Here is a 15,851-nt window from a genome sequence, read left to right as displayed (position 1 = left end):
AGGGTTCGGCGGGGGCGTTGAAAAGGGTTTGTGGGCCGACGCGAAGGGGGTCCTGTCACCGAGCGACCAATTCGGCCGATATTTTTATTGTTGATAATGTCTATCGCAGTTTGTATGTCTCGTATGTGGCGTTTGTATGGTCTAGGGAGCTATATTACGCCATTATCGGCTCGGTTGATGGCTCTAATTCCCAGCCATGATACCGATTGCGCGGGGGGAGCGTAACGTGGGCAGTCTCTTCGGGTCGAAACCATCAGACGCACACGTTATCTGGCGGAGCGGTCGCGACGATGGCGGGAAAAAGCGGTTCGACTTCGAGTATCTGGAACTGTGGGCGGCACACTTCGGCGTCGACTACGAGGAGTGGGAACGAGTGGACCACGACCGCGGCGAGGACCCCCGGAAACAGCACGTCTGCGTGTTTCATTGGGCCAAATCCGGGGGTCAGGAGGTCTCGCTGGGCGGCGAGACGTGGACGATGGGGGCCTCCGAACGCCCGCGGACGTTCATAGAGATCGACGAGGCGGGGATGGTTCGGCTGAAGGGATGGACGAGCGAGACCACCATCGACGTCGACGAACTCGTCCTCGACGGGACGACCCTCCGTCTGCGGACCGCAGACGGCGGCCAGAAGTCACTCGACGTCGAGAAACTGGCCAGCAAACCCGACGCGAACACCACCTGATTCACCAGAACCGAAACCCGTTTCCTCTCTACTCGCCTGCCGTGTCGTATGCACGTAGTCGTCAACGCCGCGATGAGTGCCGACGGAAAGCTCTCTACGCGGCGCCGTGAGCAGATACCTATCTCCGGGCCCGACGACTTCGATAGAGTCGACCAGTTACGGGCCGACAGCGACGCCGTCATGGTCGGCGTCGGGACGGTGTTGGCCGATGACCCCTCGCTGACGGTCGACGATCCGGACCGTCGTGAGGCGCGGACCGAGCGAGGCGACCCGGCAAACCCCGCCCGCGTCGTCGCCGACTCGCGCATCCGGACGCCGCCGGACGCGAGGGTCCTCGACGGCTCGGCGGAGACGTATCTGCTCGTCAGCGAGGCCGCGCCGACGGACTTCATCGAGGAGATGGAGGCCGCGGGCGCCTACGTCATCGCCGCCGGCGAGGACCGGGTCGACCTCACGACGGTACTCGCCAAACTAGAGGGTGAGGGCGTCGACCAACTGATGGTCGAGGGCGGCGGCGAACTCATCTTCGGCCTGTTCGAGGAGGGGCTTGTCGACGAGCTCTCCGTGTTCGTCGGGCCGAAAATCTTGGGTGGACGGGACGCCCCGACGCTCGCCGACGGCGACGGGTTCGTCGAGGACTTCCCGGCACTGGACCTCACCGGCGTCGAACGACTCGACGACGGCGTCCTGTTGACGTGGTCGGTAGACGGTCGAACCGAGTAGAACGAGTCAGTGGTCGTGGCCGGTCAGTTCGCCGAACGTCGCGCCGAAGCGCTCCTCGAAGAGGTCGAGCGTGAGTTCTTCGAGCGCCGCAATCTCTTCGTCCGGTTCGCCCTGACTGTGGTGGACGGCGCCGTGGATTCGCTGAGCGAGACCGAACATCGCGATGTCACCGACGACCTGCGGGTCCGTCTCGTCGGCCTCCTCGCGGAGGATGTCCAGCAGGCCGCTGGGAACGGTCAGTTCGTCGGTCGCGTCGTCGCCTTCGATAGTCAGCGTGACAGTGTCACTATCCATACGGACCCGTTCGCCCACCCGACGGAAGGGTCTGTCGGGTTCGTGTCCGCCGACTACCACGCCGTCATTGACCGAATCAGGCCGCGACGCCGCCGTCCCGTGTTTCGGTCGCCGTGGTCTGAGCAGTCCCCTCGACACGCGCTCGGAGGGCTTCGTTCATCGCCTCGAAGCCAGCGCGGATGTTCGCCTCGTCGAGGAGGAGACCGACCAGCAGTCCCGAAAAGGACTCACTGTGGTGCAGTCGAGTACGACCGTCGTCGAGTTCTTCGAGTCGGAACTCGTGGCGGCCGTCGAAGAGGCCGGGCACGCCGAGTCGGCCCAGCCAGGCCAGTCGCTCGCCGGGGTCGGCGGCCGTGACTCGAGGTTTGAATCCCCTGCCGCGCCCCTCGGGTGGTTCGATGCGAATATCGAGACGGTCGCCCGCTGTCGGCGTCCCCTCGATAGCCGTGACGAACGGGTTCCACTCGGGGTACGATTCGAAGTCGGTCAGCGTCGCCCAGACGTCTGCGGGGGTCGCGTCGACGTCGATGGTCGTCTCGATGGTCCTCATGTTTCCGTAGACGTTCGCTGATACGATACAGACAGACTGAGCCGTGTGTACACGCGATTCGCCGAAAAACACCCGCACGTGAGCGGTGCGATCAGTCGTCCGCTGCTTCGGCGGCGGCCTCGGTTTCCTCGTTCTCCGGCAGGTCTTCGAGGTAGTCGTCGGCGTCGATGGCGGCCTTACAGCCCATCCCGGCGGCGGTGACGGCCTGCTGGTAGTGGTAGTCGACGACGTCGCCGGCCCCGAACAGGCCGGGGACGTCCGTGGCGGTTTGGCCGCCGCCCTTGCCGCCCTTCGCGACGATGTAGCCCGTCTCGTCGAGTTCGACCCCCGTGTCTTCGAGGTAGTCGGTGTTCGGCGTGTGGCCGATGGCGATGAACACGGCGCCCACGTCGAAGTCGGACACCTCCGTCTCGTCGTCGTCGAGTTTCTCGGAGGGATGGCCCGCGTCGTTCCGGGCGAGGGTGACGTGGTCGACGCCGTCCTCGGGTGAGCCGTGCATCTCCAGCACCTCGGTGTTGCGCATGATCTCGATCTCGCCCGACTCGACCTTCTTCTGGACCTTGTCTATCCAGTAGTCCTCCGCGCGGAACTCCTCGCGGCGGTGGGCGATGTACACCTTGTTGGCGAACTTCGTGAGGAAGTGAGCTTCCTCCATGGCGGCGTCGCCGCCGCCGACGACCAGCATGTCCTCGCCGCGGAAGAACGCGCCGTCACAGGTCGCACACGTCGAGACGCCGTAGCCCATCAGGTCGTCTTCACCGGGGATGCCCAGCGTGCGGGCGCTGGCACCCGAGGCGGCGATGAAGGCGTCACAGGTGTAGACGTCGCCGTTGGTGAGTTCGACGCGGAACGGGCGCTCTGAATCGTCGACGTTCTCGACGACACCGTGTTTCAGGTCGGAGCCGAACTGCTCGGCCTGCGCTTTCATCTCGTTGATGAGGTCGGGGCCGGAGATGCCCTCGGGGAAGCCGGGGTAGTTCTCGACTTCGCTCGTGAGCGTCAACTGGCCACCCGGTTCGTCCCCTTCGAGGACGAGGGGGTCGTTGTTGCTGCGGGCGGCGTAGATGGCCGCTGTCAGGCCGGCGATGCCGGTCCCGGCGACGATAAGTCGGCGGTGGTCCTCGGTGTCTGTCATTACCCGTGGTACTCCACAGCGGCGTATTTACCTTGCGCTGTCGTGTCGACGGCACACAGCCACGCCGACAGGCTTACACGCTCGCCGTCGCTCGCTCCGGCTATGGCCGCCGACCTGACCGAGAAGACAGACCGGTACGAGGGACTGCTCGCCGAGGCACTGGACGCCGCCGAGATCGCGCCGCCCGAGGGGACGCCGATGCACGACGCCGCGCTCGACTGCGAAGAGATGGCGTCGTCGTACCTCGAAGACGGGCGCCATTTCCGCACGGAGGACGACCTCGTCAACGCGCTGGCGTCGTTCTCCTACGGGCACGCGTGGCTGGACGCGGGCGCCCGCATTGGCCTGTTCGACGTGCCGACCGAGGGCCATCTTTTCACGGTCTGAGGCCGTCTGCGCCGCCGAATTACCCCCCGGCATTCGGTGTCTCTCGTACGGACCACGTGCGGAACTACCGGAACACCGTCGAGGAGATACTGGCGGTCCCAGAGTGACCAAAACGACGCACGTAGACGGATGTGGAGTGCAACCTCGATGACTACCCGGTCGTAGTTCGGAAACCCCTTTTATACATCACCGGTCTGACTGCGTCTTCGGCAACGCATCCGCACGGCCCTGATACCGCTCACCGTCCTGACGTCCGGTTTCCCCGACGTCGTGGCGGAGCTATCGGTCGAACAGGCGTCGATGATCCGCTGACCGGGCCTGAAATGAACGACTGGTCGACCTCCGGTCCCGGCGTCACCGTCGCCACAGCGCCGGGGAGGCGGCAGGTTTAAATGAGGGTGTGGTCTTCCGTGATATCTTCTACCACGGCGCTTGCATGCGATTAGGGCGCACACTCGGCGAAAGGTTTTTATACTTGTCGAACTAACTATTGGTAAGAGAAACCCGGCAAGGGTTCTTTAGCATTACGCACCCGGCAGTCGGGGAACATCCACCATGAGTGAATCCACAGTACGCAACACGACAGAAGAACAAGTACAGGAGCGAGACATCGGCGAGGAGACGACAGAACAGCAGGACGTCTGTCCCGAGTGTGGCGGCAACGTCACGACAGACACCGAACACGGCGAGACGGTCTGTCAGGACTGTGGGCTCGTCGTCGAAGAAGACAGTATCGACCGGGGACCCGAGTGGCGTGCGTTCGACTCCTCGGAGCGTGACTCGAAGTCCCGCGTCGGCGCGCCGACGACGAACATGATGCACGATAAGGGCCTGTCGACCAACATCGGCTGGCAGAACAAGGACGCCTACGGGCGGTCGCTCTCGTCCAGCCAGCGCCAGAAGATGCAACGTCTGCGCACGTGGAACGAGCGGTTCCGCACCCGCGACTCCAAAGAGCGCAACCTCAAGCAGGCGCTCGGCGAGATCGACCGAATGGCCTCGGCGCTTGGCCTCCCGCAGAACGTCCGCGAGACGGCGAGTGTCATCTACCGCCGAGCGCTGGACGAGGACCTGCTCCCCGGCCGTTCCATCGAGGGTGTCGCGACGTCGGCGCTGTACGCCTCGGCGCGCATGGCGGGGAGTCCCCGCTCGCTCGACGAGATGGCGGTCGTCTCCCGGGTCGATAAGATGGAACTGACCCGGACCTACCGCTACATCGTCCGCGAACTGAACCTCGAAGTCAAGCCGGCGGACCCCGAGCAGTACCTCCCCCGGTTCGTCTCGGACCTCGGCCTGAGCGACGAGACGGAGCGGCAGGCCCGCGAACTCATCGAACGCGCTCGCAAGGCGGGCATCCTTTCCGGGAAGTCGCCGGTGGGCCTCGCGGCTGCCGCCGTCTACGCCGCTGCGCTCCTGACCAACGAGAAGGTCACCCAGAGCGAAGTCGGTGACGTGGCCAACATCTCGGAGGTCACCATCCGCAACCGCTACAAGGAACTCCTCGAAGCCGAGAACGTCCCGGCGTAGACGGTTTCGTTGGACCCCTGACGCCGACACTGTCTGAGGCAGACCAGTGGGGTGACGCCAACCTTTTTCCACTTCCGGCGTGTGTCAATATCACACATGGAGGAAGCGTACGTCCGGTTGCTCTGTCCCGAGTGTACGAAAGACTGGGAGTCGACGCCGAGCGAGTTACCGACACACGACACGCTGTATCACTGCCCGAACTGTCACGCGAGCAGACGCCTCGCAGAATTCACACGCACCGATCGCGACTTACAGACGCTGAAAGGGCTTCAGTAACTAGCCGCTGGTCGCCGAGCGTGCACCACACGCCTCACAGCGCAAGAGCAGTGCGTCTCCCTCACGTTCGAGTCGCGTATCGGGGAGCCCACACTCAGAACAGCGGACGAACTCGTCGACGTACTCGTCGATAGCCGTCCCCAGACGGTCGGCGCCGAACGACCCGGTGAGCCGTGCCCGCCCACTCTCGTCGATGTGCGCGCTTGTCCCCACCTCCGTCTGGAGGAACTGCAGGACGTGGTCTGGCTCCCGACCCAATCGGTCACACAGCGACTGGAAGTTCTCCACGACGGTGGCGTTCCCCTCCTGTCTGACCTCGGGGTCCGGTACCTCGAACCGCTCTGACGACCCCTCTATGTCGGGCGTCTCCGACATCGCCCGGTCGAGCATATCGTCGTAGTCCATACGACACAGTGGACGGCCCGGCGTCAAAAATCTTTCAAACCCACCGACACCGGCCCCGGTCGGACGTGACCCGCTACGCGAATTCGGCCGTCTAAGACCGCCTATTCTAACGTTTTATCATCGGGTCGGTGTGTTAACCACCGTCAGAGTAGTACTATAACCCTCCGTCCTCTAGCAAGGGTTGACCATGAAGAAGCAGGAACTCATTCACCTTCACGGCCTGCTTGCACAAGTACAGAACCACTACGAACAAGACACCGGTTCTACGGTCGAACACGACGAGTACGCCGAACTCGGCGTCAAGCCGACATCGATTCACAAGTCGAAGACAGACCACAAGGCCGCTGTCTTCGCTATCGCCGACGGAATTACCTCGGAGATGACCGCCGAGGAGAAAGAGCCTGTTTCTGCCGCCGCTGACTAACTCTCCCGCATCGTTCCTTCAGAAGCGCCGCTACTCAGCGGCTGCCACGGCCGAAAACGGACTGCGAGACGTCGCCGACGGCTATTCGTCGATGAGTTCCTCGAACTCGGGTAGTATCTCTTCGTCGGTCGCGGTGTCGTCCGCCTCCGTGTCGTCCGCCTCCGCTTCCGCCGGTTCGTCCTCGTCCGGTATCTCCTCTATCTCGACGATGTCGAGCGGGATGTTCTCCAGTCGCTGGCCGATCTCCTTTCGCGCGATGCGGGCGGCGTGTTCGTCACGCTCGACGTTGAAGACGGTCATCTCCAGTTCGAGCGCGACGAGACTCTCGTCGGCCGCGAGGAACGCGGGCTCTAACTCCTCCCCGCAGTGTGGACAGCTCCGTTCGCCCATGTTGATCTCGACGTAGTTGAGGTCCGGATTGAGCATATCGCCGGTCTTCGAGATAGCGATTCGGACCGCTTCGTCGGCTGTGGCTACGTCGTAGACGGGGACGGCTGCCTCGACGACAACTCTGCAGTCCATACGAGCATGTTTGCTGGCCTATATAATGAAGGTTGGCCCGGGCGTTCAGTCGGATTCGAACCCGGTCGCGTCCTCGCCGACGTCGAGGGCGTCGGTGGAGACGACGGCGTCGGTAGGCAGTCGGGAACCGATGGACGGGATGGCGATGGACTCGCTGCCCAGTACGGCGAACCCGACGAAGATGGTGAGGAAGCCGACGACGGCTAGCTCCGAGATAGACTCGCCCAGTAGCGCCCACCCACCGAGCGTCGAGACGACCGGAACGACGTAGAACACGAGGTTCGCGTGGGTCGCACCCGACCGGTCGAGCAGGCCGAAGTAGGCCACGTAGGCGACGGCGCCGGCGAAGACGCCAACGTAGAGGAGCGCGACGAGCGCCGCAGGACCCCAGCTAACGGCGGCGACGGACTCGCCGGCCTGCCAGCTAAGTCCGTGACACAGGGCGGCGGCGACGGGCAGGGCCCACGCCGTCCGGACGGTGCTAGAGAGGTCGCTGTCGCTCCAGCGGACGAGGACGCTCCCGAGCGCCCCGCTGACCGCGCCGCCGAACAGGAGGAGTTTGCCGCCGCCGCCACTGAACAGCATCTCGGGGTCGGGGTTGACGACCAGTGCGACGCCGAGCAAGCCGACGAGCAGGCCGACCGCACCGCGCTTCGAGAGGCGCTCGTCGGCCAGCAACAGGGCCGCGAACACGGGGGTCAGGATGGGGTTGAGGCTGAAGACGATGGCGCCCACGGCGCTGGTGGCGTCCTGCTGGCCGACGAACAGGAGCGCGTTGGTCAGGCCCAGCGCCAGCAGTCCGGTCGAGAGGATGCCCAGCGCGTCACCACGGCTCTGGGGGAGCAGGTCGCTCCGAGACCGGGTGAGCGCCACGTAGCCGAGCAACGCCACGGCGGCGACGTCGAACCGGAGCGCGACGAACAGGAGCGGCGGGAAGTGGTCGAGGCCGGCCTTCGCCGCGACGAACGTCCCGCCAAAGAGGACGCTGGCGGCCACACCGAGCGCGAGGACACGTCGTGACACCATCGTTATAGCAACACCTCGCCGACGGACTGACCGGGTACCGAGACACGCAAGAGAATCGCATATGACGGCTGTATCATCGTACTTTCGAGTAGACGTAGTAGGGTTATAGTCTCGTTTAGAAACTCTTACACGACGGGTCGGGACCGACGACCCGCGGCGGTATTTCACGGAGTGAAATTATTGCACGACACGAAAACCGTATCCGTACGGGCCAGCAAGCGCCGGTATGGACGCCACGCTTTCGGAGATAGAGTTTCTCGCGCTCTCACCGAATCGGGTCGCGGTGTTAGAGCTCCTCGCGGCCGACTGGCACACACGCTCGGAACTCGCCGCCGAGACCGGTGCGTCGCAGGCGACGCTGGGGCGCATCCTCGGGGACTTCGAGGACCGGAAGTGGGTCCGACGGACCGAGGGCGGCTACGTCGCGACGGCGACCGGACGCCTCGTCGCCGAGGGGTTCAGAGACTTACTGGACATTCTGGAGACGGAACGCGACCTGCGGGATATCGTCGACTATCTGCCGACTGACGCGATGGACTTCGACTTGCGACACCTCGCGGACGCCACGATTACGACGCCGTCCCAGACGCGGCCGAACGCGCCGTTACAGCGCCTCCTCTCGCTGATGCGCGACGCCGACGATGTGACGGCGTTCTCCCACGCGTTCAACGACCAGAGCCTCTCGGTCGCGGCCGACCGGGCAGGGAGTCAGCAGTTCCGGGCGATTCTGTCACAGAGTGCCGTGGACGCGCTCACCGGAGACGAGACGCTGCGGGCCCGCCTCCGCTCGCTCGTCGAGACGGAGACGGCGTCAATCGGCGTCTACGACGGGGAGATACCGCTCGCGGTGACTATCGTCGACGACGTGGTGAACCTCCTCGTCCGGGACGAGCGCGGGGTGTTGCAGGCGGCCGTCGACACCGACCATCCAACCGTCCACTCGTGGGCCGAGGCCCGATTCGAAGACTACCGCGAGCAATCGGCGCCGCTCACCGCGGCCGACCTCCGACCCTGAGTCCTGTTGTCGACTGCACCTTCGTGAAGACGGTCGCCACCCCGGGCGACGGTCGCCACTGGCTGGCAACCGACGGTATCAGCGGACGCGCCAGACCTCGTCGCCCGGGAGGAACCGACCCAGTTCCGCTTCCTGTCTGTAGTCGGTCGCCAGTAGCGCCGTGAGTGCGGCGACGAGTTCGTCCTCGTCCTCGTCGGTCCACTCGACGGGGTCTTTGACTGGGTAGACGAGCCACCCGCTGCCGCGAACTTCCGTCGCGTGGAGTTCCTCCATGTCGACGGCGTCGGCCGGTTCGGCGGTCATGTTCGCGAAGACGTGCTTCGTCGCGCGTTCGCCGACCGGGAGGAGGACGTGTGAGGTAATGGCCCGGACCTCGGTATCGAACATCGGTTCGTGGTCCGCGTAGTCCGCTTCGGTCGGGACGCGGTCGCCACAGAGGAACAGATACGAGAGGTACGTCTTGTCGACGGTCGGCGGCGTCCCGGCCTCCTGCAGGAGGCCGCCCGCAACGAGCGCGCGCTGGAGTCGCTCGGCGGCAGGGGTCCCGGTGAAGGGGATGCCCGATTCGCTGCCGCCGTGGACGCCGGGGTGGTCACCGATGACGTGGAAGTCCGCGTTCGCATCACCGTAGCCCGGAACGAACGGCTCACACGGCGGCTGGAAGCCAAACGGGTTGTGCTGGGTTGCCGTGATGTTCTTCACGAGGGGAGTCTGGAAGCAGGTCGGGAAAACTCCGACGGTCTCGGGCGGGCAACGCTTTTTTCGGATGCCCCCGACGAGACGGGTATGCTCAGGTCCGGGAGCCGTGATGTCGCGTGAACCACGACGACCGCGTCGAGGACCTCCGCGAACGGAAGGCGGAGGCCGAACGTGGCGGTGGTAACGAGCGCATCGAGGCCCAACACGAGAAGGGGAAACTCACCGCGCGTGAGCGCATCGACTACTTCCTCGACGACGACACCTTCGTGGAGATCGACGCCCTGCGGGAACACCGCTCGACGAACTTCGACATGGACGAGAAGCACGTTCCGGGCGACGGCGTCGTCGTCGGCTACGGCGAAGTCAACGGCGAACGGGTGTACGTCTTCGCCCACGACTTCACCGTCTTCGGCGGATCGCTCGGCGAGGCCTTCGCCCAGAAGGTCTGTAAGGTGATGGACAAGGCCATCGAGAACGGCGCGCCCATCATCGGGCTGAACGACTCGGCGGGGGCACGCATTCAGGAGGGCATCGACTCGCTGGCTGGCTATGCCGACATCTTCCACCGCAACCAGAAAGCCAGCGGCGTCGTCCCGCAGATTTCGGCCATCATGGGCCCCTGTGCCGGCGGTGCCGTCTACTCGCCGGCCATCACGGACTTCGTCTACATGGTCGAGGAGACCAGCCACATGTTCATCACCGGCCCGGACGTCATCGAGACGGTCACCGGCGAGGAAGTCGGCTTCGACGAACTGGGTGGGGCACAAACCCACGCCACGGAGTCCGGTGTCGCCCACTTCACGGCCGCGGACGAGAAGGCGGCGATGGACGACATCCGCTATCTCCTCTCGTATCTCCCGCAGAACAACGTCGCGGACCCGCCGCGCGTCGACCCGTGGGACGACCCGGAGCGCCGGGACGAGAGTCTCGTCGAGACGGTGCCCGACGAGCCACAGAAGCCGTACGACATGGTGGACGTGATAGACGGCGTGTTGGACGAGGACTCCTTCTTCGAGGTGGCCGAGGGGTTCGCGCGTAACATCGTCACCGGGTTCGCCCGACTCGACGGGCACAGCGTCGGCGTCGTGGGCAACCAACCGCGCGTGAACGCCGGGACGCTGGACATCGACGCCTCGCGGAAGGGCGCGCGGTTCGTCCGCTTCTGTGACGCCTTCAACATCCCCATTCTGACGTTCGTCGACGTGCCGGGGTTCATGCCCGGCAAGGACCAGGAGCGCAACGCCATCATCAACCACGGCGCGAAACTGCTGTACGCCTACAGCGAGGCGACGGTGCCGTTGCTGACTGTCATCACGCGCAAGGCGTACGGGGGCGCCTACGACGTGATGGCCTCGAAGCACATCGGCGCAGACGCCAACTACGCGTGGCCCACGGCCGAGATAGCGGTGATGGGGCCGCAGGGCGCCGTGAACGTCCTCTACGACGACGAACTCGCCGACGCCGAGGACGTCGAGGCCCGCCGGCAGGAACTCATCGACGAGTACCGCGACGCCTTCGCCAACCCCTATACCGCCGCCGAACGCGGCTTCGTCGACGACGTGCTGGAACCGAAAGACACCCGACCGCGACTCGTCGAGGACCTCGACCTCCTGCGGGGCAAGCGAAGCGACCAACCGGACCGCAAACACGGGAACATCCCACTGTGACCATGGCTACCGATACCGCAGACACCGTCGACGGCGCGCTGGTGGCGGAGATAGCGGCCCAACTCCCGGACGCGTCGACGGACGAGGCGGCGGCCATCGCCGTCGCCGTCGGCGCGCATCTCACGGACCGTAAGCGGGCCGCCGCCGCGGCTGCTGCGGCGGCTGCGGCGGCCGGCGGCGAATCGTGGGACGGCAAGGAGTGGTCGTTCTCCGAGCGCGTCGAAGGGACACAGAAGCGCCACGTCAGGGTCCGCGAGGAGGCGCCGACGGACCCGTGGAGTGCGGCCGGGCGGACAGACCGGATGTAACGGTTCGGCCGCCCAGCTCCGCCAGTTCGGTGGCCAGCAGCGGCAGGCTCCCCCGGCCTTCGAGCGTCTCCAGCCACGCCACCGGTACCCCGTCGATGCCGAAGCGTGCGCCGGCGACGGTCACCGCGCCGATGGTATCGGCGTCGCCGCCGAGACGATGGCCGCTCGCAGCGAACCGGCGGCGAGGATGTGGACACCTCCGCGAGTGGTCCGTTCGTCCATGTCCGACCGCTCGTGTACCGTGGAAAAAAAGAGCGGTCGGTCGATTCGCCGCTCCGCATAGTTTTATGGGCCAACTCTCGGTATGGTGGGATATGTTCGACAAAGTACTCGTCGCCAACCGCGGTGAAATCGCGGTCCGGGTCATGCGCGCGTGCGAGGAGTTGGGCATTGGGACGGTTGCTGTCTACTCTGAGGCCGACAAACACTCGGGGCACGTCCGCTACGCCGACGAGGCGTACAACGTGGGGCCGGCACGAGCGGCCGACTCGTATCTGGACCAAGAGGCGATTATCGACGCCGCAAAGCAGTCCGGCGCCGACGCCATCCACCCCGGCTACGGCTTCCTCGCCGAGAACGCCGACTTCGCCCGGAAGGTAGAGGACACGGACGGCGTCAAATGGATCGGACCGGCCGGCGACGCGATGGAGAAACTGGGCGAGAAGACGAAGGCCCGGAAGATCATGCAATCGGCGGACGTTCCCATCGTCCCCGGGACGACGGACCCCGTCGACGACCCCGAGGAAGTCGTCGAGTTCGGCGAGGAACACGGTTTCCCCGTGGCCATCAAGGCCGAAGGTGGCGGCGGTGGCCGCGGGATGAAGATCGTCCGCGATCCCGACGAGATAGCGGAGCAACTCGAATCCGCCAAACGCGAGGGTGAGGCGTACTTCTCGAACGACTCCGTCTATCTCGAACGGTTCCTCGAGAACCCCCGTCACATCGAGATCCAGATCATCGCGGACCACGAGGGCAACGTCCGCCACCTCGGCGAGCGTGACTGCTCGCTCCAGCGTCGCCACCAGAAGGTCATCGAGGAAGGCCCGTCGCCCGCGCTCTCTGATGAACTCCGCGAGAAGATCGGCGAGGCCGCGCGCCGGGGCGTCCGCGCAGCGGACTACTACAACGCCGGGACCGTCGAGTTCCTCGTCGAGGAAGATACCGACCGCGAACCCGGGGAAGTGCTGGGGCCGGAGACGAACTTCTACTTCCTCGAAGTCAACACGCGTATTCAGGTCGAACACTGTGTCACCGAGGAGATTACCGGTATCGACATCGTCAAATGGCAGATCCGGGTCGCCCAAGACGAGGAACTGAGATTCGAACAGGACGACGTGGAGATCGACGGCCACGCGATGGAGTTCCGGATCAACGCCGAAAACGCCGCCAAGGACTTCGCACCGGCGAATCAGGGCTCGCTGGAGACCTACGACCCGCCCGGCGGGATCGGCGTCCGACTCGACGACGCGCTCCGCCAGGGCGACGACCTCGTGACCGACTACGACTCGATGGTCGCAAAGCTCATCGTCTACGCGTCCGACCGCGACGAGGTCATCGAACGCGGCAAGCGCGCGCTCGCGGAGTACGACATCGAAGGGTTCCCGACGGTCATCCCGTTCCACCGGCTGATGCTCACCGACGAGGAGTTCGTCGGCGGCACCCACACGACGAAGTACCTCGACGAGACGCTCGAGAAGTCCCGAATCGAGGAGGCCCAAGAGCGCTGGGGCACGGAGACGGAGACGAGCGCCGACGAGGACGAGGAGGTCGTCGAACGCGAGTTCACTGTCGAGGTCAACGGCAAGCGCTTCGAGGTGGACTTAGAAGAGCGCGGCGCGCCGCCCATCAACGTCGGCGACGTCGACGTCGGCGGCGGCGGTGACCGGCCACAGCGACCGGGCGAGAGCGGCGGGTCCGACGGCGGCGGGGGCGGCGGGTCCAGCGCCGAGGGCCAAGAAGTCACCGCGGAGATGCAGGGGACCATCCTCGAAGTGTCCGTCGACGAGGGCGACGAGGTCGAATCCGGCGACGTCCTCTGTGTGTTGGAGGCGATGAAGATGGAAAACGACATCGTCGCCGAACGCGGCGGCGTCATCAACGACGTCGCCATCGGCGAGGGCGACTCAGTCGACATGGGCGACCTCCTGTTCGTCATCGGGTCCGAATAAGCGCCGAAGCGACGGCGTCCCGGTCGAGTGGCGCCCTTTTTCCCGGTCGCCGTCGAAGCGACTGGCATGAACGAGACACGCCATCGGGTTCTCGACGCGCTCTCTGACGGCCCGGTCTCGGGACCGGCGCTGGCCGAGGACCTCGGTATCTCGCGGTCCGCGGTCTGGAAACACGTCGAGGCGCTTCGGGCGGCGGGATTCCAAATCGAGAGCGACGACGCGGGCTACTCGCTTGCCGAGGTGCCCGAATTCGGTGGTGAGGCCGTCGAATACGGCCTCGACGCGCCCTTCGACGTCGAGTACCACGACAGCATTCCGAGTACGAACGCCCGGGCCCGTGACCTCGCGGCCGGAGGCGCGGAGGACGTCGTCGTTCTCGCGGACGAACAGACTGGCGGCCGGGGACGCCTCGACCGGGACTGGGTGTCACCGAGCGGCGGTATCTGGCTTTCCATCCTCTTCCGGCCCGACGTGCCGATGGCCCACGCGCCGGTGTACACGCTCGCCGCCGCCGTCGCGGCGACCCGCGCGGCACGCGAGGCGGGCGTCGAGGCGACCATCAAGTGGCCGAACGACGTCCTCGTGAGTGTCACGAGTGCGGGCACGTCGTCAGCGGACGATGACGACGTGCTGGTCGGCGGCGAGGAGCGGAAACTGGTCGGTATCCTCACGGAGATGGAGGGCGAGGCCGACCGGGTCTCGTGGGTGGTCGTCGGCATCGGTGTCAACGCCAACGTCGACCCGGACTCGCTACCGAGCGAGGCGAACCCGACGAGTCTGCAGGCGGTCCGCGGCGAGACAGTCGACAGGCGCCTGTTCACCCAGCGCCTCGTCGAGACGTTCGACACGCTCCGGCAGACGCCCGAGTCCGTGCTGGACGAGTGGCGCGAATACGCGACGACGCTCGGGAAACGTGTCCGCGTCGAGACGCCGACGGGCGTCGTGGAGGGCGACGCCGTCGACGTCGAGTTCCCGGGACGACTGGTGGTCGAGACCGACGACGGACGCCAGACCGTCTCCGCCGGCGACTGCGAACACCTTCGGCCGGTGTAGCGGCCGCAGTCTGCGGGCGGGGTAGTTCACTGCGTGACGCTCGCTTCCGGTTCGTCGTCTCCCGGGCCGACGTCCGTGTCGCCGACCGGAACCGTCACCACCGGGACCGGCGACGACCTGACGACACGTTCGGCGACGCTGCCGAGCAATATCCGGTCGAGCCCTCCTCGGCCGTGGGTTCCCATCACGATGGTGTCACAACCGTTCTCGCGGGCGTACTCGACGATCTGCTTGCTCGGTGCCCCCTCCTCGGTGGCCGTCACGACTTCGAGGTCGCCGGTCATCGTTTCGAGGGATTCGAGCGCGAGTTCGCCCTCCTCTCGGAGCATCTCGGTGACGCCGTCCCACGTCGTCTCGACGGGCAACGTCGCGTAGCTACCCGTGTCGACGACGTACAGTCCGTGTACCTCGGCGTCGTGGAACCGCGCGAGTTCGACGGCGTGGTCCACGACCCGGGACATCCCCTCGGACCCGTCTGTCGGCACCAGTATCCGGTCGTACATACCCGACAGTACGACGGCGGCGCGTTTAGTTATTCGCCAATTGGTACCACACACCGCGCCTCAGTTCAGTTCTGACTCGCGCTCGTCGTCACCGTCGCCGGCCGCCTCGTCCATCACCTGTTCGAGTTCGCGCTCTAACTCGCGCTCGGTGAGTGCGCCGTCCCTGTACTTCTCGGTCAGTCGGTCGACGGCGTCCGCGTCGGCCGCGGGGCCGTATTCGGCGGGCGCCTCCGCCGGCGATTCGTCGCTGCCGAGGAGAGACGACCCGGCCCAGTAGACCGCGTAGCCGACGCCGACGACGAGGAGGGCGGTCATCAGCAGGGACAGGAGCGCCGCGAGTAGATTCTGGAGGACGGCGAGCACCGCGGCGGCGACGCTGAGAGCGACGAGCAGGGCCACACCGGCGAGCAACACTCGCCAAAGTGTGCCGAGGGCGCGGTCAGTGGTGGAGGACATCACGCTCCCCTTGCAGTCCGTGGCCGAT

20 protein-coding genes are annotated in these 15,851 nt (G+C 65.6%); 11 read left to right on the top strand and 9 right to left on the bottom strand.

Translation table 11 applies throughout. From position 1 onward, the window contains the following. Nucleotides 1–226: 226 nt before the first annotated feature. Both IEY28_RS06525 and IEY28_RS06520 read left to right on the top strand, forming a co-directional pair. Complete coding sequence (locus tag IEY28_RS06525) at nt 227–685, top strand: hypothetical protein (RefSeq protein ID WP_188995598.1); 459 nt, start codon at nt 227–229, stop codon at nt 683–685. Nucleotides 686–733: 48 nt separating this feature from the next. Then, nucleotides 734–1,408, top strand: a complete 675-nt coding sequence (locus IEY28_RS06520) for a 2,5-diamino-6-(ribosylamino)-4(3H)-pyrimidinone 5'-phosphate reductase (RefSeq protein ID WP_166970917.1) — start codon at nt 734–736, stop codon at nt 1,406–1,408. 6 nt (nt 1,409–1,414) lie between these two features. Here the strand turns inward: IEY28_RS06520 and IEY28_RS06515 are convergent, their stop codons facing one another. From IEY28_RS06515 to IEY28_RS06505, 3 genes are all read right to left on the bottom strand, one after another. After that, nucleotides 1,415–1,702, bottom strand: coding sequence for a DUF7545 family protein (locus IEY28_RS06515; protein WP_188995596.1), 288 nt, complete (start codon nt 1,700–1,702; stop codon nt 1,415–1,417). Between the two features lie 76 nt (nt 1,703–1,778). Beyond that, the gene (locus IEY28_RS06510) at nt 1,779–2,252 is read right to left on the bottom strand and encodes an SRPBCC domain-containing protein (RefSeq protein ID WP_188995594.1); all 474 of its coding nucleotides are present in this window, start codon (nt 2,250–2,252) and stop codon (nt 1,779–1,781) included. A 91-nt stretch (nt 2,253–2,343) separates the two neighbouring features. Further along, nucleotides 2,344–3,387: an NAD(P)/FAD-dependent oxidoreductase gene (locus IEY28_RS06505; RefSeq protein WP_188995592.1), complete on the bottom strand. Its 1,044-nt coding sequence runs from the start codon at nt 3,385–3,387 to the stop codon at nt 2,344–2,346. Between the two features lie 102 nt (nt 3,388–3,489). On the opposite strand from IEY28_RS06505, the gene IEY28_RS06500 reads away from it, so the two are divergent. From IEY28_RS06500 to IEY28_RS06490, 3 genes are all read left to right on the top strand, one after another. Continuing rightward, entirely contained in the window at nt 3,490–3,774 is a 285-nt protein-coding gene (locus IEY28_RS06500) for a DUF357 domain-containing protein (protein WP_188995590.1), read from the top strand. Between the two features lie 555 nt (nt 3,775–4,329). Continuing rightward, nucleotides 4,330–5,301 (top strand): transcription initiation factor IIB, encoded by a 972-nt coding sequence (locus IEY28_RS06495; RefSeq protein ID WP_188995588.1) that lies wholly within the window; start codon nt 4,330–4,332, stop codon nt 5,299–5,301. A gap of 96 nt (nt 5,302–5,397) precedes the next feature. Further along, nucleotides 5,398–5,577 (top strand): DUF7836 family putative zinc-binding protein, encoded by a 180-nt coding sequence (locus IEY28_RS06490; RefSeq protein WP_188995586.1) that lies wholly within the window; start codon nt 5,398–5,400, stop codon nt 5,575–5,577. Here IEY28_RS06490 and IEY28_RS06485 read toward each other — a convergent pair whose 3' ends face one another. Then, nucleotides 5,578–5,982: a translation initiation factor IF-2 subunit beta gene (locus IEY28_RS06485; RefSeq protein ID WP_188995585.1), complete on the bottom strand. Its 405-nt coding sequence runs from the start codon at nt 5,980–5,982 to the stop codon at nt 5,578–5,580. A 187-nt stretch (nt 5,983–6,169) separates the two neighbouring features. Between IEY28_RS06485 and IEY28_RS06480 the strand changes: the two genes are divergently transcribed. Next, the gene (locus tag IEY28_RS06480) at nt 6,170–6,406 is read left to right on the top strand and encodes a UPF0058 family protein (protein ID WP_166970894.1); all 237 of its coding nucleotides are present in this window, start codon (nt 6,170–6,172) and stop codon (nt 6,404–6,406) included. An 81-nt stretch (nt 6,407–6,487) separates the two neighbouring features. Here the strand turns inward: IEY28_RS06480 and IEY28_RS06475 are convergent, their stop codons facing one another. Further along, entirely contained in the window at nt 6,488–6,928 is a 441-nt protein-coding gene (locus IEY28_RS06475; protein ID WP_188995584.1) for a DUF555 domain-containing protein, read from the bottom strand. Nucleotides 6,929–6,973: 45 nt separating this feature from the next. After that, nucleotides 6,974–7,954 carry a DMT family transporter gene (locus tag IEY28_RS06470; protein WP_188995583.1) on the bottom strand — a complete coding sequence of 327 codons (981 nt, stop codon included), beginning with the start codon at nt 7,952–7,954 and terminating at the stop codon, nt 6,974–6,976. Nucleotides 7,955–8,180: 226 nt separating this feature from the next. On the opposite strand from IEY28_RS06470, the gene IEY28_RS06465 reads away from it, so the two are divergent. Then, nucleotides 8,181–8,969, top strand: a complete 789-nt coding sequence (locus IEY28_RS06465; protein WP_188995582.1) for a helix-turn-helix transcriptional regulator — start codon at nt 8,181–8,183, stop codon at nt 8,967–8,969. A 78-nt stretch (nt 8,970–9,047) separates the two neighbouring features. On the opposite strand, the gene IEY28_RS06460 is transcribed toward IEY28_RS06465, so the two are convergent. Further along, the gene (locus IEY28_RS06460; protein WP_188995581.1) at nt 9,048–9,671 is read right to left on the bottom strand and encodes a uracil-DNA glycosylase family protein; all 624 of its coding nucleotides are present in this window, start codon (nt 9,669–9,671) and stop codon (nt 9,048–9,050) included. 113 nt (nt 9,672–9,784) lie between these two features. Between IEY28_RS06460 and IEY28_RS06455 the strand changes: the two genes are divergently transcribed. The 4 genes from IEY28_RS06455 (at nt 9,785) to IEY28_RS06440 (ending at nt 14,864) form a co-directional block, all read left to right on the top strand. Beyond that, nucleotides 9,785–11,335 carry an acyl-CoA carboxylase subunit beta gene (locus tag IEY28_RS06455; protein WP_188995580.1) on the top strand — a complete coding sequence of 517 codons (1,551 nt, stop codon included), beginning with the start codon at nt 9,785–9,787 and terminating at the stop codon, nt 11,333–11,335. Between the two features lie 2 nt (nt 11,336–11,337). After that, on the top strand, nt 11,338–11,643 hold the full coding sequence (locus IEY28_RS06450) for a DUF8022 family protein (protein WP_188995579.1): 306 nt from the start codon (nt 11,338–11,340) through the stop codon (nt 11,641–11,643). 314 nt (nt 11,644–11,957) lie between these two features. Then, entirely contained in the window at nt 11,958–13,811 is a 1,854-nt protein-coding gene (locus IEY28_RS06445; protein ID WP_188995578.1) for an acetyl-CoA carboxylase biotin carboxylase subunit, read from the top strand. 66 nt (nt 13,812–13,877) lie between these two features. After that, nucleotides 13,878–14,864 (top strand): biotin--[acetyl-CoA-carboxylase] ligase, encoded by a 987-nt coding sequence (locus tag IEY28_RS06440; RefSeq protein WP_188995577.1) that lies wholly within the window; start codon nt 13,878–13,880, stop codon nt 14,862–14,864. A gap of 26 nt (nt 14,865–14,890) precedes the next feature. Here IEY28_RS06440 and IEY28_RS06435 read toward each other — a convergent pair whose 3' ends face one another. Beyond that, nucleotides 14,891–15,367 (bottom strand): universal stress protein, encoded by a 477-nt coding sequence (locus IEY28_RS06435; protein WP_188995576.1) that lies wholly within the window; start codon nt 15,365–15,367, stop codon nt 14,891–14,893. A 60-nt stretch (nt 15,368–15,427) separates the two neighbouring features. Next, the gene (locus tag IEY28_RS06430) at nt 15,428–15,823 is read right to left on the bottom strand and encodes an SHOCT domain-containing protein (RefSeq protein WP_188995574.1); all 396 of its coding nucleotides are present in this window, start codon (nt 15,821–15,823) and stop codon (nt 15,428–15,430) included. Between the last annotated feature and the right edge of the window lie 28 nt (nt 15,824–15,851).

Source organism: Haloarcula pellucida (genome assembly GCF_014647235.1).
Taxonomy (GTDB): Archaea; Halobacteriota; Halobacteria; order Halobacteriales; family Haloarculaceae; genus Haloarcula; species Haloarcula pellucida.
The sequence above is the reverse complement of the archived record's forward strand: the minus strand, read 5'-3'. Positions and strand labels throughout refer to the sequence as shown.